A 23651-nucleotide genomic window follows, 5' to 3' on the forward strand; every position below is an offset into this window, starting at 1 on the left:
AAGAGCTGCCCGACCTATTCTTCACCTCTACTATATAAAAAAATAGTAGTACGAACCAATGCCTTGGTCTGCACTACTAATCTTAGTATGTTTTTATTGAACTTACGGCGACAGGTTAGTGGAAGAAGGAATATGACTTCAAATAGGGGGAGCAACAGGAAAATACGGATTTTCAACGTTATGAAAATTTAATATAAAAAAGCCGAATTCAATGTCTATGGAATTCGGCTTTTTACGTGGCTTTAAATAAAATTCGATGTTCAATTTAGATACTTCCACGATATGAGTAAACGAAACAAACGAGGTCATTATTTACTTTTGTTTAAAGGGACGACCAATTCCAACTCCTTTATCTCTTCATTAAAGCCCTCTTTGTTTGTATGACTTGGCTTGAGTGTAAATGATTTTGGTATCGTATCCATTGGAGGCAAAGTCAGTATCATATGATGACCATAGTTCCCAACAGCCATGCCTGCTTGTAGTTTCAGTTTATCATATACATGACCATTATCATCGACTACAGAGAAATCAAACCATGGCCAAGTATCGTTTTCATCCATTTCAGTAGGGTAATCAATCGTTAGGTCTATTCTTGTTGATAGAGGTGAAAATGTTACTTTGTCGGCTGTTAATGTATAAACTTCATCAACAGTTCTAGTTGTAACTTTTGGATAATACTCAAATACATCACCTTTTATTTTATTAAGTGGGAAAGATACATTCAACTTGCCCTTATAGCCAAATAAATCTTCTCCATGGACGGCAATTTCAATTTCATCTCCATATTCATTATAATTAGAAAAGGTTAATTGATGATGTTCAATTATTGTTTTCGAGTTTATGTCATCTTGCCCTGTTGAACCAATCGCTGGTTTAATTGGTTGTCCATTAATTGTTAAATAATTAAAGCCGACAATTTCTTCTTCCATCGAAAGTTCTTTTTCTCCTGTGTAAACGACTGTTACGATTAAACGGCTGCCATCATAAGCTGCTTCTTTTACAGTCATTGTTAAGCCATTTTTACTATCTTGTTTATCAATTACTGTCGTAAGTTGATCGTGTTCGATTTTATCTGAGGCAATATCTCTAAAGTCCTTATAAATTGGACCAATCAGGGGGATATTTGATAATGCTTCTGCCATGCCTGTTGAAACAAATCCAGAACCAAGCAAAGATATACATAGCCCACATGCAACCAAGATTGACTGTTTAGTTGCTCTTCCTACTTTTCTTTTTTTCTTGGCTTGAAAGATAGCCGTTTTTTCCCTTGCCTTTAGCTTTTCAACAGGTACATTTATGCTGTCGATAGATCGATTGAAATTGTCTTTATTCATACAGATAACCCTCCTTTAAAATGGGTCTTAACTCTTTTTTCGCTCTATTTAAGTGTGATTTAACAGTTCCTTCCGGGTAATTCATGATCGCAGCAATTTCCTTAATGGACAGATCGTGGTAGTACCTCAACAAAATAATGGTTTTTACAGTAGGATTTAAGAATTTAAAGGCTTCAGACAAATCCATTGAATGCATGATAAAATCACTATTTTCAGAAGCGATTAATTCATTAAAGATTTCCTCATTATCTGCAGTAAAATGGCGGGACTCTTTTCGTATAAAATCAATCGATTTAAAAACTAGAATTTTTGTAATCCAACTTGAAAAACTTTCAGGCTTCTTTAATGTTTTTATTGAAATATAGGCAGTATAAATTGTTTCTTGATAGACATCTAAAGCATCTTGTTCGTTTCTAACGTATGCATATGCAGTTCGGTACAACTTTTGTCGAACAGAATCAATCAGTTGTTCAAATGCTTCATCATCACCCTTTTTTGCTTTTTTTACTAATTTTGCTAAATTCATTTTGGTTCTCCTCTCCGTTACACAATAAAGTCGAATGAACTAGTAAATTGGTTGCAAAATAATTAATTAAGCAACATTGTAACTTGGAATACGGAAACGATTCGAATAATGAGAAGCCACAAGTGGAAAATTTTCAATTGTTATACACTATCTTTTTCTATTCCCCTTAGCTCTGTATACACATCATATGCGTATCAAAAATCAGTCAAAGAAAAAAGAATTACCATAAGCATGTCCCGCAAAGGCACGCCCACTGATAATTCCCCAATTGAAACGTTCTATCTCGACGGAATCTACCGCACGACAAATGCGCATATGATTCAAATCGTCGAAGACTAAATTACCTATAATAACAATATCCGTATTCAAACAAAATTTAACAGCCAGTCCCACATACCTGAATGAAAACACTGCTATCATTCAAAAAATAACGTTACATCTGCCAGTTTACTTAAGCTAAAATGCTCTCTGACTGTTTAATAGTTGGTTTATAGGAATTCGCAACTTCATGTACCTACAATAATTTAGATTACAATTATGTTTATATAGTAACTAATTCAGCTTTCTTTTTCTTAAGTGGTGCAAGCTCTGGTAGACGTACCCAACTTAAACCAAGCGTTCCTTCACCTGCATGAACCGCTACACAAGCACTTAGTGGTAATACGGAGAAGTTTATGAGCGGATATTCGTTCTCTAAAGCTTTTTTCCAAGCGGTTGCGCCTTCTTCATCATTACAGTGAATAATTGCAACTTCAGGGATATTACTTTTTTCTAGATCTGTATTTAAAACATTTTGTACATATGTTTTAGCTCTAGTCGTAGCGCGTACTTTTTCTTTCATAACGGGCTTCCCATCTTCAAATGATATGACAACTTTAATATTCAACAAGTTACTTAAAAATGCTTGAGTCCCTGAAACTCGACCACTTTTATGTAATTGTGATAAGTTAGCCGGAATAAATGAAAGTTCACTGTTATCTGCCATCTCATTGATTCTTTCAACAATATAGCCAGGTTCAAAACCTTCACGCTCTAACTGCTGACCGAGTTTAATCATTTTCATCATCGGAAATGACCCGATTTTTGAATCCACTGGATATACTTCAAATTCAGCTTGACCAGCTGCTGTGAAAGTGCTTTGGTAAGTGCCCGAAAGATGTTGAGAGGTATGAATTGCAATTGCACATGTATACCCTTGTTCTTTTAATGATTTATATAAGTCTACAACTTCACCAATAGCAGGTTGTGATGTCTTTGGATTTTTTTTAGCATTTCGTAGCTTTTCGTAAAACTGATCATGTGTCATATCAACAGTTTCGCGTAAAGCCCCTTCTTCGAACACTATATTAAGTGGTAATACGTGAATTTGATTGTCCTGTATGAACTTTTCATCTAACAATGCTGCTGTATCTGTAACCCATGCAATTTTCTTTTCCATTTAAAAGTAATCCCCTTCATCTATCGTAGAATATTATTCATTTTATCTTATGCAACTATACACAGATAAGATCATCATGAGTAGTGATATTTATAATACTGTATTTATTTTTTTACAATCTTCGACATTATTTCGACAATAATTGCGATAAAAATTATTTCATTCGCTAATTGTTGGGCGCATATACGACGTTATTGGCTGAAACCCGATAGCAAAAATGGGAAAATCGGCTTGGATTACTGTGATCAACTGTATCGCTTAGAACGGCAATATAAGCATCTCTCACCAGGAAAGCGTCGTAAAGCACAGCAAAAGCAATCTAAACCGATTGTCGAAAAGTTTCAGGAATGGGTAGATAAATCGCCTTTCTGGAAAAAACACCTTGGATAAAGTTTCTAAAAACACATTAAATCGTGTACATGGGTTAAAAGTTTCTCTGTTAGATGGTCGAATTGGAATTGATAATAATCCAGCTGAAAATCCGATTCGTCCTAATGTGATTGGCCGAAAGAACTGGCGTTTTTCTGTGAGTGAAGCTAGTGCTAAAGCGAATGCACTGCTTGAGTCTGGCTGAAACAGCAAAAGCGAATGGTATCGATTTCTATCAATATTTAGTTAAACTAATGATGGAGCTGCCGAATTTACCGATCCATCAGCAACCCAAAATTTTAAATAAAAACATGCCTTGGTCGAAAAATATCTAAGCCACATGTGCAAAATAGCCATCTATTCGAAGATGTTTTCAATGGATAAAGAAGCGAACGAAGTTTTCTACGAAAGAAATGATACAACGATTTTTGCAGGTAGTGTGGAAGTACTTCCTGAAGTTGAATATTATCAGATAAATGAAAGTCAGTTAGATGATTTTTTTGACTTTTACGAACAAAATGAAGATGTATTGCTTCCACAAGAACATAAAGTATTTACCGATTGGTTTAGTGAATGTTGGGGGAAAGCGGGAGGAGGTTTATTGAATTTACCATCATACTCTTCGTTTTCCACGATGATTATAAATCCTTTGATTTAAAAAATTTCCAATGGTTTGATGATGAAGAAAAATGGTCATAGGTAGTAAAGTATGCATGTTTATTAATTTTCATCTTTAACTAACGGACGGGTGGCTTTCCTTGAAAATCAAAGAGCTGTTTTAGATAGCTCTTTTTTTCTTATTGTACTAACGGTTTAGTTTAGTTGAATAGTGTTATCTAACTTATGTTCAACAATCGGGCCATTTTGTTGAATAAGAGTGGGAAATATAAATCCAAATATATAGTATTGTCGATTCTAAGGAATATTCTATGTAATAATATATATATGAAGTTTTGTAAGGAGGATATGCTATGAGTATAGTAGATTGATTACTCAGATTTTAAATAAGAGGAAGGTGGTAAATCAAATTTTAAAGAGGTGTTCAAATTGAATAATTTAATGATTAATGCTGATTTTGGGAAGCTATGGTTTCATAATATATCTAAAATCCTAAGTGAACGTTTTCGCGAACTAATCATACCTATTATCATATTGGGTCTGTCTGGATCGCCATTAATGACTTCATTAGTGCTTTTATTTCAGAGAATTAGTTCCGTATTTTTTTCTATTCCAATAGGTACTTGGATTGAGAAAAAGAACCTTGTTTTGATTTCTTCGATCTGTAATTTAATATATGCTATATTATTGTTTCTATTGGCATATTTAATAACAATCGATATAACGAGCCTTTTTGTTATTGGGCCAATATTATTTTTCATGGGTTTAGTGGAATTGATGTTAAATATTGCCCTTTCAGCTATGGTACCTAAAATTGTTGGGAGGCAACGTTTATTAAGTGCTAATAATTCATTAGAAGCAGCTGATGCGATTGTAACCTTAATTGGTCCAGCCTTAGGTGGAATTATACTTGCGAAATATGGCCCGAACATTACCTTAACTATTTGTGGTAGTTTATTACTTATTTCAATGTTATTTATTTCACTTATAAAATACCGAAATATAAGTGAGGAAACGGATGATAAGCCCCTGAAGGGAAAACAGAAACTGAAGAGTTTCATTCGGGATTCCCAAGAAGGTGTAAAGTACCTCTATGCTAATAGAGCTCAAATTGTATCGACGATTTCGGCTTTGGTACTCGGATTTTCAACCAGTTTTATTGTGCTTAGTGTTATCATTCATTCTAAATATACTCGCCATTTTTCAGAAGAGTATATTGGAATACTGTTATCTTGTGCTGGTATAGGCAATGTCGTTGGCGTACTTATAATGAACAAATTTAAAAATGCAAACTGGTTATACTTTCTCAGTACTTTAATGATCATATCTTCATTTGGAATCTTATTATTGATATCAAATTCATTTATCGTCATGTGTTTCGGAATGATAATCTTTGATGGGGCACTTTCTATGGCATTTGTTGTTCAGATAACTGTTCAACAGGGCATTACTTCAGACCATTTGATCGCCAGGGTTCGAAGTTCCATATACGTTTTAGGTGGAATTGCAGCAATGTTAGCGACTATACTATCTGGTTTGATTTCTGAATGGAACTCTATGGCAGCCTTGGCATTTGGATCATTGGTTTTATTAGTCAATGGCTTGTTTATTTTTAAATATAAAAAACAAGGAGTAGCAATGGATAAAATCAGTCCAATTTATGCTGCATCCAAAAGTAGCTGAATGATGGATTTAATAAAGGTAAGGAATTATACTTCATTGTTCTATCGTTAAAGTTTAAGAAGAGGAGTCCACGTTGAAATGTATGTATTTAAAGACCCCAAACACGTTCCTTTTTCTATAATGTTTTGAGCAAAACTATATACTTATTGCAAATGAATTTTAATAACGTTATCAAAAATCAAAGGAACTTTCTAAAATAAGAGCTTGCTATCCATGCATTTATATAATGAGGAAAAGGGGGAGATTAGATAGAACGAGTAAGCTTTTATAATCAAAAAAGGTTTGAACGTGATGTAGAGAAAACTTTCACTTCTCAAGGAGACTTTATCCAAAGACTTATTCCGGGCGCATATATACAACACGTTAGTAGTACTGCTATACCAAATAGTCTTACTAAGGGAGATTTAGATATACAGGTTCGTGTTTCTGAATATCAATTTAATCAAACTGTTGAAGCTGCCTCGTTAGTTGAATAGCAACCTTTATCTTTTATTACTTAGAAGTTTAAGAAATAGGCTTTAATGTACAAAATAATTGATATAAGCTCCATTTAAATTACTGCAACATTAGATTGATTTAATTGTTGTAGTAAATAGGGTCATCTGTGGTAAAAAAAAAGAGGATATATAGAGCGAATTTAATTAAGCTCTTCTATCCTTTTAATTTCTATACATATAATGTGTACATTAAATAAGAATTCACCTATTTAAAATAGTTTCAGCTAATAACTTGACTTTTAATAAAAATTACTTTCATCTGCCTTTTTTCAAGTTATACAACCCAATGAGACGGACGTTTCAGGTGGGAAGGTAATTTTGTTTCATGATTGCCTTGTGCCGAATTAATTTGCATTTGGGTTAAAAACATACTTGTTGAAAGGTCTGCGCCGCGTAAATTGGCATCACGTAAATCTGCGCCAATAAAATCAATTTCTCTTAAATCTGCATTTTCTAGATTGGCAGCAATTAAATAAGATCCTCGAAGATCGGTAGCTCTTAAATCTTTACCTTTTAAATTTTTCCCCATCCAATCAACCCCTCGATTGTCATACTTTCGAGCGTTTTTTCTAATCTTTACGATAAGACTTTGGCGGATTTGTTCACTTGTTTCTAATAGTAAAACATTCACTGGCAGCCGGAATGTAGGAATATCTATTGCTAGCAATGCATCAGCTTCCAGCTCTGTTGCACGCTGTAGCTGTTCTAATTGTAAATGTAGTTTGTTATATAGGGATGAATCAACCTTATACGATAAAGCCTCCGCTACGTAAGCAATCATTTCATAAAGTTGTTCCATAATCGGAAAGACACGAAACATTATCTCGGAAACTTCAGGGAATTGTCGCCAGTCTTGTCCATGAAAAGTTGTTTGTGAAACCTTTTGTCCAGCTCCTAAACAATCAAAAACTGTACATCCTTTAAACCCTTGATCTCTAAGTTTATGATGAATTTGGCAGCTAAAATCTGATTGTAGATTAGGGCAAGGTGTTCCGGCCGCTTTATGAATGGCAAAGTCACAAGAAGCAGCAATATTTAAAGCCGTGCAGCATAGACCAAAACAGCTTTGGCAATCAGCCTGTAAGCTCTCACGAATTTTTTTTCCAATTGTATAATCCATTTTTTTTACTTCAGACACTTCTGTTTTCCTCTCTTAACACGTAAATTTCTTACATTTAATTCTATCACTTATTTTGATTAAAAGGATATTTTTGTGTGGAAGGTTTCTACATATCGAGGAGGCTTTGTCATTTCTTATAAATGTTTATCGTTTAGCTCTATATAGATTAGATAAATGGATTGATAATTTTTACAAAAACGGAATGTCCTATTGACAATTTATTGTAAAAGGTTATAATTTTTTATAGACAGACAGTCGGTCTATTGAGGGAGGCATAAAAATGAGAAAAGAAGCAATGGAGCGTAGAAACGAAATACTTGATGTAGCTGATGAGCTTTTCGGTCAGAAGGGCTTTGATGGCACAAGTACTAACGATATTCTTGAAAAGGTTGGTATTGCACGGGGAACGCTGTATTATCACTTCAAGTCGAAGGAGGATATTATGGACGCGTTAATTGAGCGGTATAATGCACAAATTCTAGGTGCTGCAAAAGAAATTGCAGCAAATAAGAGCATCCCCGTTAACGAGCGTATTATCCGTGTTGTAATGGCATTAAACATAAGTAGCGGAAACGGTAAGGAAATTATTGACCATATACATAAGCCGCAGAACGCGCTTATGCATCAGAAAATACAAAAGGTTATTATGAACGGTCTTCCTCCAATACTGACGGAAATAATCCGTGAGGGTATTGAGCAAGGATTATTCAGTACACCGTATCCATATGAATGTATGGAAATGATCGTGGCTTATACGAATACCGTTTTTGATGATGATATGGTTGAAATGACCGATGAAGAGCGTGCTTCACGTATACCAGCTTTTGTCTTCAACGTAGAAAGACTGCTCGGTGTCGAAAGTGGAAGCCTTATGTACATGATGAAGATGTTTGGCAATGGGGGTGAAGAAAATGGAAACAACGATGGTTGATTCCAAGCGTCTTTTTAAAAAATTTCTTCTGCTTTGGTCAGGGCAGCTAATTTCAGCAATAGGAAGCGGGCTTACAGCGTTTGGGCTTGGGATTTATGTTTTCCAGCAGACAGGAAAGGTATCGGCAATGGCACTTGTCACCTTACTTGCGTTCATGCCTTCGCTACTATTAAGCCCTGTGGCAGGAGTGCTTGCGGACCGTTATGACCGAAGACTCTTAATGGTGTTAGGGGACAGTCTTTCAGCGATAGGACTTGTGTATATTCTTATATGTATGCTTAGCGGAGAAGCATTGCTATGGCAGATTTGTGTGGGAGTTACAATAAGCTCGGTGTTTTCATCGTTACTTGATCCCGCATACAAGGCTACGGTTACGGATTTACTGACCGAGGAACAGTACACGAAGGCAAGCGGGTTAGTCCAGGTGGCGGGTTCTGCAAAATATTTGATTTCACCCATCATTGCCGGGTTTTTGCTCACCGTTTCGGATATAAAACTTTTACTTGTTATCGACATCTGTACTTTTTTTGTAACGGTTATCTCAGCGCTTGCAGTACGAAGAGGTCTTGCTTCAAAGAAATATGAACAGACACAATCATTTTTCAATGAGTTCAAAGATGGTTGGCGTGCAGTTTCTCAAAATCGAGGTGTACTCGTTCTTGTTATCATGACATCGGTGCTGACATTTTATCTTGGCATTATTGAAACACTGTCTATTCCGATGTTGCTTACTTTTACGAACAGTTCTGTAATCGGAATGGTGGAAACTATTGTCGCTACTGGGATGCTCGTATCCAGTGTAATCATAGGACTTCTTCCGATAAAAAAAGGATATGTCAAAATTCTTGCATTTTCACTTTTTTTTGAAGGGATATTTATGGCGATATTCGGGCTTCGGGAAAATATAATACTGATCTGTATTTCAGGCTTTTTCTTTTTTGCCATGATGCCATTTGCAAACTCAACATTGGATTTTCTTGTTCGTACCAATATTGATAATGCTGTTCAGGGTAGAGCATGGTCACTTATAGGGGTAATTTCACAGCTTGGATTTGTAGTGGCCTATGCGCTTTCGGGTATACTTGCAGATTATGTGTTTACTCCTTTACTAGTTGACGGTGGATTGCTTGCTGACAGTGTAGGGAAAATTACCGGTACAGGTCAAGGTAGGGGAACGGGCTTCCTCATCATCATCGCTGGAATTTTATTAAGTATTACTTCATTCATTTTGTTCAACTTGAAATCGGTGAAAAAGCTTGAAAACAGAGGTGACTTATGTATTACAGATTAATTCGAAATGACATTTTAAAAAGCAAATTGATAACGCTGACAACAACGTTATTTGTCGCTGTTGCGGCTATGCTCGTTTCCTTATCGGCAATACTTATGGTAAATCTTTCAGGTGCTATCGATTCACTTATGAATCAGGCGAAGACGCCGCATTTTATGCAAATGCATTCTGGGGATATCGATACTGTCCGACTTACAAACTTCGCGGAGCAAAACAGCAAAGTCGATGAATATCAAGTACTTGAGTTTCTCAACTTGGATAACAGTCAAATTATTTTAGGTGATCGTTCACTTGCAAATAATGTTCAAGATAATGGTTTTAGCATACAGAGTGAAAAGTTTGATTATCTTCTTGATCTTGATGGAAACATTATTAACGTATCCGATGGTGAGCTGTATGTACCAATAAACTATATGAAGGACGCCACTACGAAGGTCGGTGATAAAGCTATATTAGATGGAAAGGAATTTACTGTAGCAGGATTCCTCCGGGATTCACAGATGAATTCTATGCTGTCTTCTTCAAAAAGATTTCTCGTAAGTGCGAATGATTACGCTGCAATTAAAAGCCATGGAAGTGTGGAGTATTTGATTGAGTTTAGATTAAAGGATTTATCGGCACTCGGTGAATTCGAAACTACTTATGCTTCCGCGGGACTTGAAGCGAACGGACCAACGATTACATTTCCACTTTTCAAAACAATAAACGCATTTTCTGATGGGATTATGATAGCAGTTATTCTTCTTATAAGCGTTCTTGTCGTTGCTATCTCATTTATGTGCATACGCTTTACACTCCTTGCGAAAATCGAAGACGATTACCGTGAAATTGGTGTAATGAAGGCAATAGGACTACGCCTTTCCGACATTAAGAAAATTTATCTTGCGAAGTACGCAGCAATTGCGGCAGTGGGTAGTATTCTCGGTTATGTACTTTCGTTGATGTTCAAAAACATGTTGCTAGAAAACATCCGGCTTTATATGGGGGAAAGTGAAAACTCTTCTTTTGCCACGTCTTTAGGGATCATCGGCATTCTACTTGTATACCTTGCAATAATAGCCTTTGTAAGCGGAGTGCTGAGACGCTTTCGGAAAATATCTGCGGCAGAAGCGATACGCTTTGGCATTTCGAAGGAAAAAAGCACAGGCGCAAAACATGTTTGCCTGAACAAAAATAAGCTGTTAAATACGAATCTTTTCCTTGGGATCAAAGACGTTCTCGCAAGAAAAAGACTTTATGCCACAATGCTTGCAGTACTTGTCATTTCAGCATTTATCATTATTGTTCCACAAAACCTATACAACACGATTTCCTCAACAAGCTTCATTAAATATATGGGAATTGGAAACTACGATATTCGCCTTGATATTCAACAAACTGATCAAATCTCTAAAAAAGCTGAAGAAGTTTTAGAATATATGAACAGCGACAGTTCCATTTCAAAGTATACCGTCCTTACAACAAAGACATTCAAAACAAAAATGGAAGACGGTTCGGAAGAAAATATAAAAATCGAACTTGGCGACCATTCGATATTCCCTATCGAATATACCGAGGGCAGAGTACCCGCTGTAGAAAACGAAATTGCGCTTTCGGCTTTAAACGCAAATGAATTGAACAAAAAAGTCGGCGATACAATTACGGTCATCATAAAGGGGAAGGAGAATAAGCTCACGGTAAGTGGCATTTATTCTGACATTACGAACGGTGGTAAAACGGCAAAGGCTGTATTTACCGATCATTCGGAAAATATAATGTGGAGCGTTATTTGTGCAAAGCTTTCAGATAAAACTCTTGTCGATGAAAAAATCTCTAACTATGCGGACCGATTTACTTTTGCTAAGATTTCCAATATTGATGAGTTTGTCAAACAAACTTTCGGCTCGACTATAAAATCAGTCGAAAAAGCATCCTTCGCCGCAATTGCAATAGCACTTGTAATAACGATTCTAGTTACACTGTTGTTTATGAAAATGCTTGTCGCAAAGGATAGATATTCGATTGCGATAATGAAAGCACTAGGTTTTACAAAGTTGGATATTACGGTGCAGTATGGTTCGCGAGCAGTATTTGTATCAATAATCGGAATAATTGTTGGCACCATTCTGGCAAACACTCTTGGAGAGGTACTTGCAGGTGCAGTTATTTCCTCGTTCGGGGCGTCATCGTTTAGTTTTTCAATCAATCCACTTTCGGCGTACGTGCTTTGTCCGTTATTGATGATTTGCTCGGTACTTATTACAACAATCATTGGCACATCGAGCGCTGGGAAAATAAAAATATCCGAAAATATAAAGGAGTAGCTTATGAAGAATCTTATAATCGGTGAACATATTGTAAAATCTTTCGGTGAGGGCGATGAAAAACACAATGTTCTCGACGGAGTGTCCGTTGACATAAACGAGGGGGAATTTGTTGCGATCATGGGACCCTCGGGCTCGGGAAAATCAACGCTAATGTTTGCATTGAGCGGCATGGACAGTATTGATGGCGGAAGGGTTACGTTTGATGGAAATGATATATCGTCCGTCGGTGAGGCTGAACTTTCAGATTTACGTAGAACTAAAATGGGCTTTGTTTTTCAGCAGCCAACTATGCTTAAAAATCTAAATATTCTCGATAATATTATTCTTCCATCAATTCGTGATAATAGAAAAAACGTTGCAAAGATTTCAGAGAAAGCAAGAGGGCTTATGAAGAGGGTAGGCATTGCGGAGCTTGAGATGCGGGATATTACACAAGTTTCCGGAGGTCAGCTTCAGCGAGCGGGAATATGTCGAGCGCTTTTGAACAGCCCGAAAATCATCTTCGGCGATGAGCCTACAGGCGCACTAAATTCAAAATCGGCCCAGGAAATCATGGACATTTTTTCTGAAATTAACGCGGGCGGTACTGCAATTATGCTTGTCACTCACGATGCAAAGGTTGCGGCCCGTACGGAACGCATAATGTTTATGCTCGACGGAAAAATTGTCAGTGAGCTAAAGCTTCCAAAGTTTGACGGTACAGATATTGATGGCAGAGTTGAGAAAGTAACAGAAAAAATGTGGGAAATAGGAATATGAGTTGCTGTAACAACTAATACTGAATCTCACAATGGAAAATGAAAGATTTCTAGAGTAGTTACGTATCAAGTTGGCAATAAATGATTGGTCATAGAGAAAAGCAGGGGAATTGGTTCACTAGGCCTAAAGTAAAAGGATTCACGCATAGTTTTGTGTGTGAATCTTTTTTTGCCTTTGGAAGCAGGATGTGGATAAAACTCAGAAGTTGGGTGATAAAAATTAAAAGTTGGGCGATAATTTCTGAAAGTGTTCCGATAAAACTAAAAGTTGGATGTCATTCCCCCTCGCTGTGCTGAAGGGGCATACATTTTCAACTGAATTTCATGAAGGAAGAGCCCTTTATTAAAAGGTTCTTCCTTTTTTTGAATTAATACTTGCAAACTAAAAAGTCATAGTGTAATATCTAACTAGTACACTATGACGCGAGGTGTTTATGTTGAAAAAATTCGCAGGGCTTTTAAAAAAGGAATGGGTGCTCTATAGAGCATGGCTATTTGTTGGAATTTTTATTGGGATCACACTGTCAATATTAGTTCCATATTTAATTAGGCGGTTAAGTGATGGATTTACGATGGAAAATCAGCTGTCATTTGCTTTCTCAATACTAGTACTTATATTAGGTGGATTTTTTTCGATATTACAATTCCTAGCTAGTATCCGTCATGACTTAAAGACCAAAGAGATATGGCTGCATTCAACTAGTTCTATCGCACAGCTTGTAGGTGTGAAAATCGTATTTTCCTTAATAGGATACGCTATCTTTAATTTAATCTTTATGAGTATAGCTATTTATAAAATCAAAGAGGAATTTATAGGTAACTTCGCGCAAATGTTTTTATTGCTTTTATTTTATGTAGCAGTGATTGTTATGTTGCAATTGATGATGTTTGTGATCATGCTATTATTTTTAGCATTTAATCTCCAAATGAAACACTTTATTGGTGGTTTTTCCATTGTGATCACGATGGTTGCCTTTTTCATGAGTGTGAATTTATGGTTTAAATTTACAGCGAGTAATTTATATGATAATATTTTCCATCATATAGGAATTCGTTTGACTTTTCTGAATCAATTTTTCCCACAGGTACAATCATTTCCGTTTACCATGGGCACAATGTATGTCGTCGAAGAAGTAGCAACGATTATTTTTGTAGCGGTCTTATTTATCATAGCGACTAAGTGGCTTGAAAAGGTGGTTTTACGATGACAATCGACTTTTCGCGTGATAAGCCCATCTATAGCCAGCTCGTAGATCGGATATGTGGGGACATTTTGAAAGGGAAGCTAGTGCTTGGAGATCGACTTCCTTCGGTTCGAGAATATGCAGTGGAAACTGGTGTCAATGTGAATACTGTGCAACGAGTGTATAAGGAGTTAGAAGCAATGAATATAACGGAAACCAAACGAGGGCAAGGTACATTTATTACAACCGATGATGGGCGAATTGCTCTATTACGGGAAGATATGAAAAATCAACTGGCAGATCATTTTTTAACTTCTATTGAAGCGCTTGGGTTTTCAAAGGATGAGATGCTCGTTGTTTTACAAAATAAATCGTGAGGTGAAATAAATGCTACAGCTATCAAATGTTTCTTTTCGTTATATGAAAAAGCCTATTTTACAAGATGTGTCTTTTTCCATCCCTGTTGGACAAATCATTGGACTTGTTGGGGAAAATGGTAGTGGCAAGTCGACATTATTAAAAGTATTGGCCGGCCTATTACGTCCGACAAGTGGTGAGGTATTGCTAAATGGAACGTCTGTTACACGCAGAAGTGCTGATGAAATTGCCTATTTACCAGATATTGATTTGTTTTTTGATTTTTACACAGGTGAGCAGCTTTTTCAGCACTATGCCTCTCAATTCGAAGATTTTTCGTATGATAAAGCTTGTATCGTTGCAGAGTTTTTACAGGTTGATAAAAATGTGAAGCTACGGCAATTATCCAAGGGGAACCGTGGCCGGATGAAAATGGCCGCAACTCTTGGGCGAGAGGTACCTTTTTATTTAATGGATGAGCCTTTCTCTGGTCTGGATCCAATCGTTCGTGAACAGCTGATTAAAGGGTTAATTCAATTTACTGACATTGAACACCAAACAATATTATTATCAACGCATGAGTTATATGAGGTAGAGCCTATTTTAGATCAAATCATTTTATTGCAAAATGGATCGATCATTGCACAAGAGGAAGTAGAGATGATTCGAGATGTTTCGAATAAGGATGCTGTGCAATGGATGAAGGCGTTTTATAAGAAAGGGTGAAATTTATGACAACACAACCAATTGTTCAATTGCAAAATTTATCAAAAACTATTGGTGGCAAGCAATTGATTCAGCAATTGAATATCGATTTATATCCAGGGCAAATCACTGGATTTTTAGGACCGAATGGCGCAGGGAAAACAACGACAATTCGTATGATGACAGGTCTTATGAATCCATCAGAAGGGAAAGTCATTATTGATGGTCTTTCCTTACAGGACAATTATGAGGAAGCGATTAGTAAAGTCGGTGTAATTGTAGAAAATCCGGAAATGTATAAATTTATGACGGGCTATAAAAACCTATTGCACTTTGCGCGTATGCATAAAAACGTTACAAAAGAGCGTATTCAAGAGGTAGTGAGACAGGTCGGCCTTGAAAATCGTATTCATGAAAAGGTTTCGACGTATTCGCTAGGGATGCGTCAGCGTTTAGGACTTGCTCAGGCACTACTTCATCGACCAAAATTTTTAATTTTAGATGAACCTACTAATGGTCTAGACCCAGCAGGTATCCGAGAGTTTCGTATGTACTTGCGTAAAATTGCAGCTGAGGATGGCGTATCTGTATTTGTTTCCAGTCATTTATTATCCGAAATTGAATTAATGTGTGATCGAGTAGCTGTCATACAAAATGGCAAACTCATCGATATTCGTGATATCAACGTTGAAACATCTTCGTTTTATTATATTGAAGCTACACCAAATGATCAGGCTGCAGCACTTCTACAAAAGCTCGATTACAACTTTGTGGCGGAAAATAACGGTTATGTAGTGGAAATAAAGAAAGAGGATATACCGAAACTCATTCCTCAATTTGTTAACGAAGAAATTCAATTATTTGCCGTACAACCGCATCAAAAAACGTTGGAGGATCAATTCTTAGAAATGACAGGAGGTGGCCAAATTGCTGAATCTAATTCAAAATGAGTGGATGAAATTATGGCATAAAAAAGGAACTTGGGCAATGGTTGCGCTACTAATCCTTTTTATTATTGGTCCTGGTATTATGATGAAATACCAGGAAATAAAGTACAATAGCAATAACAGTGAAACGTGGCAGGAAAGTGAACAGCAAGTCATTAATCTTAATAAAGAAATGATGGAAGATGAAAATATATCGGCAGAGGATAAAAAGCACTTTGAAGAGGAAATGGCTATTTCTGAGTATCGATTAGCAAATGAACTGCCGTCTCAAGAAGATGGAAGCGTAGCAAGCTTTATGTCATTTGCTGGTAATATGCTGAATTTAGTAACATTATTTACAGTTATTATTGCAGCAAGTATCGTATCAAGTGAATTTGCTACTGGTACGATTAAAATGCTATTAACGCGTCCAGTTTCACGGGCAAAAATATTAACTTCAAAATTACTTACAACTTTCATATTTGGACTCTTTTTATATGTTGTCACTTTCATAGTAAGTGCTCTAGTTGGACTTATACTATTTGGTGGCGGAACTGGTGTTGAGTTAGAAATGGTCAATGGTCAGATTGTTGAAAAAGCAGTGTGGAATGATTTAGCATACCACTATTTACTTTCTGGCGGAGACTTTGTCATGTCAATATTGTTTGCTTTCCTAGTGGGCTCTGTTTTCCGTTCAAGCTCTTTAGCAATTGGTTTAACGATGTTCTTATCCTTTACAGGCGGAATGATTGTCATGTTCTTAAGCAGATTTAAAATCGTTAAATATATTTGGTTAACTCATTCAGATTTAACACAATATGAACGTGGTAGTTCAATACTAGATGGCATTACAATGCCATTCTCACTCACGATCCTTGCGATTTATGCTGTTCTTTTCCTTGCGATCAGCTATATGTCCTTTATGAAACGTGACGTCACAGCGTAAATAATAGAATTCATGAAATGTAGTCCAATTGGTTTAAGCCAGACTTCCAATTGGGCTATGTTTTTTTCCTATAAATAAATCAAGCTTATGTGTAATAGGATTTAAAATTTTGGAATCCCTGCCTTCATTTCAAAAATAATGTTTATTTTTTGTATGAGTGATAATATAATGATAGCAACTTAATGAAAACGCTTTTTTCTATTAAGTGGTCTAGACAACTATACCAAAGGGGGATATTTAATGTTAGCTTTCTTACAAAAAATCGGTAAGTCGTTAATGTTTCCAATCGCTACATTACCAGCAGCCGCAATATTGTTACGCTTAGGCTCTGATGACATGCTTGGTGCAGTGTCAAATGATGTTATTAAGCATATTGCAAGTATTATGGCAGCATCTGGTGATGCGATTTTAGGTAATTTACCTATAATATTTGCGATTGGTATCGCGATGGGTCTAGCACATGATAATAGTGGTGGTGCAGCATTAGCGGGTGCCATTGCACATCTAGTGTTAGTCGCAGTATTAGGATCTGTAAATGAAGATCTGAATATGGGAGTATTCGGTGGCATTATTGCAGGTATTACAGCAGGCTTACTTTATAACAAATTCTATAATGTAAAATTCCCAGAATGGCTGTCATTCTTCGGAGGACGGCGTTTTGTGCCAATTATAACGTCCATCACGATGGCGGTTTTAGCAGGTATTTTAGCTGTTATATGGGGACCAATTCAAGGTGGTATTGATTCAGTAGGGAACTGGTTAATCGGTGCTGGATCACTTGGTGTTGGGTTATATGGCTTCTTAAATCGTCTATTAATTCCAGTCGGTTTACATCATGTTATTAATACGATCATATGGTTTGACTTTGGTGAATTTACTAATGCTGCAGGCGAACTTGTCAAAGGAGATATTCATCGATTTTTAGCAGGAGACCCATCAGCAGGACATTTCCAAGCAGGTTTCTTCCCAATTATGATGTTTGGATTACCAGCAGCGTGTCTTGCGATGTACTTTGCAGCGAAAAAGAAAAATCGTGCAGTAGTTGGTGGTATGTTCGTATCTATCGCGTTGACAGCATTTTTAACAGGTGTAACTGAGCCTATTGAATTTACATTTATGTTTTTATCACCAGTACTTTATGGGATCCATGCAGTTTTAACAGGTATTTCGCTTGCCGTTGCCTATATTATTGGATTCCGTGACGGTTTTGCTTTTTCCGCAGGTTTAATTGACTATCTTTTAAACTTTGGATTAGCAGATAGTCCATGGCTATTACTTCCTTTAGGATTAGGTTTCGGGGCAATTTACTTTGTCGTTTTCTATTTCTTAATCAAGAAGTTAGATTTAAAAACACCTGGTCGTGAAGACGAAGATGAAGAAGGGGCAGATGTTACTTCAGCTGTTTCTGATGATTTAGATGTACGTGCTTTCCATACAATCGAAGCATTAGGTGGACAAGAGAATATTAAGCAAGTTGATTACTGCACAACACGTCTTCGTATGACTGTTGGTGATGCGGATCAGATGGATGAAAAAACATTAAAACAAACGGGCGCACGTGGTGTTATGCGTATAAGTAAGACAAATGTGCAAGTAATTATCGGTACATCTGTAGAGTTTTTGGCAGAAGCTATGAAAGATCGCCTGAAAAAAGGGAATCCAGCGCCTTCAAATGTAGATGTACAAAAAGAAGCGTCTGTTGAAGAAGTAACAACAGCAGAAGGAACAAATCCTTCCAATGATTTTGAAATGCCGATTACAGGAGATTTAATACCGTTATCTGACGTGCCAGATGAAGCTTTCTCGTCAGGTATAATGGGGCCAGGTTTTGGTATTCATCCAAAGGATGGTACAGTTCATGCGCCATTTGATGGTCAAGTAGTAATGGTTTTCCCAACGAAGCATGCGATCGGTTTAAAATCTAATACAGGTGTTGAAATATTAATTCATGTCGGTTTAGATACGGTCACTCTAAATGGTGAAGGTTTTGAAGCAATGGTTACAGAAGGTCAAGTAATTAAACGTGGCGATACATTATTAAAAGTTGATTTTGAGAGTGTTAAAGACAAAGTACCGTCTATCGTTACACCAGTTGTTTTCACAAGTTTAATGGGGCAAGAAATTACACTTGAAAAAACTGGTTTCCAACGATCAGGTTCACGTAACATTATTTCGATGAAGAAGTAACAAACAAAGGATGCTGTCTAAAAAGGTCCATCTAACAAAATGAACATGCACTAATCGTAAATCCGCTTAATTTTCTGTGGGAAAGCATAGTCCCACAGAAATCTATGCGGGTCGTAGTACTATATCAAAATATTAGCATTGATAGGATCGCTTCAAACACTTAGGCCAGTATCTTCTATCAATCCTAGGAGATGTTTTTAATGAATTTATTAATCCGTAACATCACAGTTGTCAATGCAACAGGACGACTGGAATGTGTCGACGTTTTCATGAAGGATGGGGAAATTGCACAAATTGCGCAGCAAATTAACGCAGATCAAGAGCAAATTATAGATGGTACAGGGAAATTTTTATTCCCTGGTTATATCGATATGCATATTCATGGCTCTGCTCAAATGGACACGATGGATGCATCGAATGAAGGTCTTCATACGATGGCGAAATCACTTGCAAAAGAAGGAACAATAGGCTTTTTAGCAACGACGATGACACAAAGCTATCAAAATATTGAACGTGCTCTTGAAAATATTTCGGAGTTTACTTCAAATCCAGACGAGGCAGAACTTCTAGGTATTCATGTAGAAGGTCCTTTTATATCAAAAAAGCGTGTAGGTGCACAGCCGCTTGAATATGTTGTACCACCTGATTTCGCTGTTTTTACAAAGTGGCAAAACGTAAGTGCCTATAAAATTAAACAAATTACAATGGCGCCAGAAGAACCAAATGGATTTGAGGTCGTTCAAGCAATTGCAGATAGCGGTGTGGTCGTTTCAATTGGTCATTCTGATGCAACATTTGAACAAATGAAAGAAGCGGTTCGTCATGGTGCAACACAAGGCACACATTTATACAACCAAATGCGCCCATTCCATCATCGAGATCCAGGTGTTGTCGGTGGCGTATTATTATTAGAGGAAATGAAGGCAGAAATCATTGTTGATTTTATCCATATGCACAAGGATGCCGTGAATATGGCATATCGTTTAAAAGGAGCAGATGGTATTATTTTAATAACCGATGCAATGCGAGCAAAAGGAATGCCATATGGAGAATATGACTTAGGTGGTCAAATGGTTCATGTATCCGAAAATGGAGCGCATTTATCAAATGGAGCCCTTGCTGGGAGTGTATTAAAAATGGACCAAGCTGTACGGAATATGCAACTCATCACGAACTGCACGTTAGAAGAACTTGTTAAAATGTCGAGCTACAATGCAGCAAAACAACTAAAACTGACGAACAAAGGACAAATCGAACAAGGATTTGATGCAGATGTTGTGATTCTGGATGAACAGTTAATGTTGCAACAAACAATTAAGGCTGGAAAAGTAATCTACGAAGCGTAAGATTTCGTATGCCTGTTTAATAAGTAAATAAGGGGGAATAGGAAATTGAGACTGGAACGCTTTGCTTCAAAAGAAGATTTATACGCTCGCGCAGTAGACATTATCGTGAATACTAAAAACGAAGGTGCTACAACGTTTGGTCTAGCTACAGGTGGTACAATGGAACCGTTGTATAGTAAAATTTGTGAAACTGATATCGATTTTACGAATTGTATCAGCTTCAACCTGGATGAATACGTTGGACTTAGTGCTAAACATAAACAAAGTTACGCATATTATATGTACAAACATTTATTTCACAACAAACCATTTAAAGAATCTTACCTACCGAATGGTTTAGCTAATAATCCTACTGAGGAAATGGCAAGCTATGAATCATTATTACAGCAGCATCCATTAGATTTTCAATTGCTTGGGATCGGACAAAACGGTCATATCGGCTTTAATGAACCAGGCACATCATTTGATTCACTGACACATCTTGTAGCGCTTGAAGAATCAACACGTCAAGCGAATGCACGTTTCTTTGATTCAATTGATGACGTTCCAACCCATGCATTTACGATGGGAATTCAATCAATCATGCGCGCTAAGTGCATTTTGTTAATCGCTGTAGGAGAAGCAAAACGTGATGTATTAGAACGCGTTCTTGCATCTGAATATACAGAAGATGTCCCGGCAAGTGTATTAACAAAACATCCTAATGTCATTATATTAACAGATTTAAAAATAGAGGAGAATGAACAATGAAAACAAAACAATTTACAGTAGTAGACCCACTAGGAATTCACGCACGTCCAGCAAGTCAATTAGTAGCAGCTGCAACACCTTTTGCTTCTTCTATCGAGTTACAGACAGAACAAAGAACAGCTAATTTAAAATCGATTTTAGGCGTTATGGGATTAGCTCTAAAACAAGGTTCAATGTTTACATTACACGTAGAGGGGGAGGATGAAGAACAAGCGTTTACTGCATTAACAAAATTAATTTCAGAAACGGGGCTAGCACAATGATCCGACTCAAAGGTATTGCCGCATCTGACGGCATTGCCATTGCAAAAGCATATTGTTTAGTACAACCGGATTTATCGTTTGCGAAAACAACTATTCAGGATATTGATGCAGAGCAGCAACGCTTAGTGGCCGCGCTTGAAAAATCAGCAGAAGAGTTAGCCGCTATTCAACAGCTAACGCAAGAAAAGTTAGGGGCGGAGGAAGCTGCCATTTTCGGTGCACATCTACTTGTCGTAAAAGATCCAGAATTAATTGGACCGATCAAACAAAAAATTGCCGAAGAAGCTGTCAATGCTGAATATGCATTGAATGAAGTTTCGACGATGTTTGTATCATTATTTGAAGGTATGGATAACGAATATATGAGTGAGCGTGCTGCAGATATTAAAGACGTGTCAAACCGCGTTTTAGCGCATCTACTCGGTGTACATATTCCAAATCCAAGCAATATTAATGAACAGGTGATTGTTGTAGCAACTGATTTAACACCTTCTGAGACTGCACAATTGGACCGTAATTTTGTACTTGGCTTTACAACGGATATTGGTGGTCGTACTTCACACTCTGCCATTATGGCACGTTCACTAGAAATTCCTGCCGTTGTAGGGACAGGTACAGGTACAGCAGTTGAGTCCATTCAAGATGGAGATTTATTAATCGTGGATGGTTTAACAGGCGATGTACTTGTGAACCCAACAGAAGATGTAGTTGCCTCCTATAGAAAAAAAGCAGAAGACTTTACTGCTCAACAAGCAGAGTGGGCGACATTATTAAACGAAAAAACGATTTCCAAAGACGGTGTTCAAGTTGAACTAGCTGCGAACATTGGGTCACCAAATGATTTAGAAGGCGTTCTACGTCACGGTGGTGAAGGAATCGGTTTATATCGTACAGAGTTTTTATATATGGGACGAGACAATTTACCTTCTGAGGAAGAACAATTTATGGCCTATAAAACGGTATTAGAAGGAATGGAAGGTAAAGCGGTTGTCATCCGAACACTCGATATTGGTGGAGATAAAAATTTACCATATTTACCGCTTCAAGAAGAAATGAATCCGTTTCTCGGTCATCGCGCGATTCGTCTATGTTTAGAGTATCAAGACATTTTCCGTACACAATTGCGTGCATTACTACGGGCATCCAATTACGGTAACTTAAAAATTATGTTCCCTATGATTGCGACATTGCAAGAATTCCGTGACGCGAAAGCGATTCTTTTAGAAGAAAAGGAAAACCTACTTGCACAAGGCGTAACGGTAAGTGAGATTGAAATTGGCATTATGGTTGAAATTCCATCAACAGCAGTGATGGCAGATATTTTTGCGAAAGAAGTAGACTTCTTCTCGATTGGTACAAATGATTTAATCCAATATACGATGGCAGCGGATCGTATGAATGAAAAAGTATCTTATTTATATCAACCGTACAATCCTGCTATTTTACGTTTGATTAAAATGGTCATTGATGCTGCTCACAAAGAAAATAAATGGGCTGGTATGTGTGGTGAAATGGCAGGGGATGAATATGCTGTACCACTATTACTTGGTTTAGGTCTAGATGAATTTTCAATGAGTGCAACATCCATTTTAAAAACACGTACCTTAATTAAACATTTATCCGTAGCGGATATGCGAGTATTAGCAACAGAAGCATTACAATTAACAACATCTGATGAAATATTAGCTAGAGTGAAGCAAGCTGTTCATTAATTGAAAATAATAAGTAGTTGAAGATCATGAAAGAGGGTGATCTTTAACTGCTTTTTTATTTAGGACCATTCTTGCTAATGATTTGTTTAGGAAAGGATTTAGGACGTAAATACATTTCGATATCAAAGAGTGTACTAAGGCAGATTCTCATTAGCAATTGCTTCATAGTTATTCGTTAATGGAATGTTCCCATATTGTTTCGAAAACGAAATATGTAACAGCGGATATAGAGGCGTTTTTAGCGGTTTGTCATTCAATCTACAAACAATTAGCAAATAATATTGAACTTTTACGTTAATCTGCATCATTTATTCATATTTACCTTCTATACTAGGGGAATATCGGCGTTCATAACTAGTTTAGAGGAGTAAGAAAAATGAAAGCAGAAAAAATACTTTTTTTGA

Annotated in this window: 21 protein-coding genes and 1 pseudogene; 18 read left to right on the top strand and 4 right to left on the bottom strand. The window is 36.9% G+C overall.

The window, feature by feature from the left end; genetic code table 11:
* Positions 1-308 precede the first annotated feature (308 nt).
* The 3 genes from ACQKN4_RS13270 to ACQKN4_RS13280 all read right to left on the bottom strand — a co-directional run bounded on the left by ACQKN4_RS13270 (position 309) and on the right by ACQKN4_RS13280 (position 3298).
* Positions 309-1334 (bottom strand): DUF4179 domain-containing protein, encoded by a 1026-nt coding sequence (locus tag ACQKN4_RS13270; RefSeq protein ID WP_427483888.1) that lies wholly within the window; start codon positions 1332-1334, stop codon positions 309-311.
* The gene (locus tag ACQKN4_RS13275; protein ID WP_427483889.1) at positions 1327-1860 is read right to left on the bottom strand and encodes a sigma-70 family RNA polymerase sigma factor; all 534 of its coding nucleotides are present in this window, start codon (positions 1858-1860) and stop codon (positions 1327-1329) included. The genes ACQKN4_RS13270 and ACQKN4_RS13275 overlap by 8 nt, the downstream gene beginning before the upstream one ends.
* A gap of 541 nt (positions 1861-2401) precedes the next feature.
* Positions 2402-3298 (bottom strand): DegV family protein, encoded by an 897-nt coding sequence (locus tag ACQKN4_RS13280; protein WP_079560212.1) that lies wholly within the window; start codon positions 3296-3298, stop codon positions 2402-2404.
* A gap of 156 nt (positions 3299-3454) precedes the next feature.
* Between ACQKN4_RS13280 and ACQKN4_RS13285 the strand changes: the two are divergent.
* The 4 genes and pseudogenes from ACQKN4_RS13285 to ACQKN4_RS13300 form a co-directional block, all read left to right on the top strand.
* A pseudogene (locus ACQKN4_RS13285) lies at positions 3455-4002 on the top strand (IS66 family transposase); the annotation flags it as partial.
* 41 nt (positions 4003-4043) lie between these two features.
* The gene (locus tag ACQKN4_RS13290; RefSeq protein ID WP_427483890.1) at positions 4044-4325 is read left to right on the top strand and encodes a hypothetical protein; all 282 of its coding nucleotides are present in this window, start codon (positions 4044-4046) and stop codon (positions 4323-4325) included.
* 389 nt (positions 4326-4714) lie between these two features.
* Positions 4715-5968, top strand: a complete 1254-nt coding sequence (locus ACQKN4_RS13295; protein ID WP_427483891.1) for an MFS transporter — start codon at positions 4715-4717, stop codon at positions 5966-5968.
* Positions 5969-6216: 248 nt separating this feature from the next.
* Positions 6217-6444: a GrpB family protein gene (locus ACQKN4_RS13300; protein ID WP_427483971.1), complete on the top strand. Its 228-nt coding sequence runs from the start codon at positions 6217-6219 to the stop codon at positions 6442-6444.
* Positions 6445-6739: 295 nt separating this feature from the next.
* On the opposite strand, the gene ACQKN4_RS13305 is transcribed toward ACQKN4_RS13300, so the two are convergent.
* Positions 6740-7603: a pentapeptide repeat-containing protein gene (locus ACQKN4_RS13305; protein WP_427483892.1), complete on the bottom strand. Its 864-nt coding sequence runs from the start codon at positions 7601-7603 to the stop codon at positions 6740-6742.
* Positions 7604-7865: 262 nt separating this feature from the next.
* Here ACQKN4_RS13305 and ACQKN4_RS13310 point away from each other — a divergent pair, with 262 nt between their 5' ends.
* From ACQKN4_RS13310 to ptsP, 14 genes are all read left to right on the top strand, one after another.
* Complete coding sequence (locus ACQKN4_RS13310) at positions 7866-8516, top strand: TetR/AcrR family transcriptional regulator (RefSeq protein WP_427483893.1); 651 nt, start codon at positions 7866-7868, stop codon at positions 8514-8516.
* Positions 8497-9807 (top strand): MFS transporter, encoded by a 1311-nt coding sequence (locus tag ACQKN4_RS13315; RefSeq protein WP_427483894.1) that lies wholly within the window; start codon positions 8497-8499, stop codon positions 9805-9807. Before ACQKN4_RS13310 ends, ACQKN4_RS13315 begins: the two co-directional genes overlap by 20 nt.
* Complete coding sequence (locus tag ACQKN4_RS13320; protein ID WP_427483895.1) at positions 9792-12110, top strand: ABC transporter permease; 2319 nt, start codon at positions 9792-9794, stop codon at positions 12108-12110. The genes ACQKN4_RS13315 and ACQKN4_RS13320 overlap by 16 nt, the downstream gene beginning before the upstream one ends.
* Positions 12111-12113: 3 nt before the next feature.
* On the top strand, positions 12114-12872 hold the full coding sequence (locus ACQKN4_RS13325) for an ABC transporter ATP-binding protein (RefSeq protein WP_079560218.1): 759 nt from the start codon (positions 12114-12116) through the stop codon (positions 12870-12872).
* A gap of 433 nt (positions 12873-13305) precedes the next feature.
* Entirely contained in the window at positions 13306-14079 is a 774-nt protein-coding gene (locus tag ACQKN4_RS13330) for a hypothetical protein (RefSeq protein ID WP_240518206.1), read from the top strand.
* On the top strand, positions 14076-14432 hold the full coding sequence (locus ACQKN4_RS13335) for a GntR family transcriptional regulator (protein WP_079560220.1): 357 nt from the start codon (positions 14076-14078) through the stop codon (positions 14430-14432). Before ACQKN4_RS13330 ends, ACQKN4_RS13335 begins: the two co-directional genes overlap by 4 nt.
* A gap of 10 nt (positions 14433-14442) precedes the next feature.
* Positions 14443-15138: an ATP-binding cassette domain-containing protein gene (locus tag ACQKN4_RS13340; RefSeq protein WP_427483896.1), complete on the top strand. Its 696-nt coding sequence runs from the start codon at positions 14443-14445 to the stop codon at positions 15136-15138.
* Between the two features lie 5 nt (positions 15139-15143).
* On the top strand, positions 15144-16067 hold the full coding sequence (locus ACQKN4_RS13345; RefSeq protein ID WP_079560222.1) for an ABC transporter ATP-binding protein: 924 nt from the start codon (positions 15144-15146) through the stop codon (positions 16065-16067).
* Positions 16036-16989, top strand: coding sequence for an ABC transporter permease (locus ACQKN4_RS13350; protein WP_240518207.1), 954 nt, complete (start codon positions 16036-16038; stop codon positions 16987-16989). Before ACQKN4_RS13345 ends, ACQKN4_RS13350 begins: the two co-directional genes overlap by 32 nt.
* Positions 16990-17229: 240 nt before the next feature.
* On the top strand, positions 17230-19176 hold the full coding sequence (gene nagE / locus ACQKN4_RS13355) for an N-acetylglucosamine-specific PTS transporter subunit IIBC (protein WP_079560224.1): 1947 nt from the start codon (positions 17230-17232) through the stop codon (positions 19174-19176).
* Positions 19177-19376: 200 nt separating this feature from the next.
* The gene (gene nagA / locus ACQKN4_RS13360) at positions 19377-20522 is read left to right on the top strand and encodes an N-acetylglucosamine-6-phosphate deacetylase (RefSeq protein ID WP_427483897.1); all 1146 of its coding nucleotides are present in this window, start codon (positions 19377-19379) and stop codon (positions 20520-20522) included.
* Between the two features lie 45 nt (positions 20523-20567).
* Positions 20568-21272 carry a glucosamine-6-phosphate deaminase gene (locus tag ACQKN4_RS13365; protein WP_427483898.1) on the top strand — a complete coding sequence of 235 codons (705 nt, stop codon included), beginning with the start codon at positions 20568-20570 and terminating at the stop codon, positions 21270-21272.
* Positions 21269-21535: an HPr family phosphocarrier protein gene (locus tag ACQKN4_RS13370; protein ID WP_079560226.1), complete on the top strand. Its 267-nt coding sequence runs from the start codon at positions 21269-21271 to the stop codon at positions 21533-21535. Before ACQKN4_RS13365 ends, ACQKN4_RS13370 begins: the two co-directional genes overlap by 4 nt.
* Positions 21532-23247: a phosphoenolpyruvate--protein phosphotransferase gene (gene ptsP, locus ACQKN4_RS13375; protein ID WP_427483899.1), complete on the top strand. Its 1716-nt coding sequence runs from the start codon at positions 21532-21534 to the stop codon at positions 23245-23247. The genes ACQKN4_RS13370 and ptsP overlap by 4 nt, the downstream gene beginning before the upstream one ends.
* Positions 23248-23651: the final 404 nt, after the last annotated feature.

Source organism: Lysinibacillus sp. NPDC093692, from assembly GCF_050280125.1.
GTDB lineage: Bacteria > Bacillota > Bacilli > Bacillales_A > Planococcaceae > Lysinibacillus.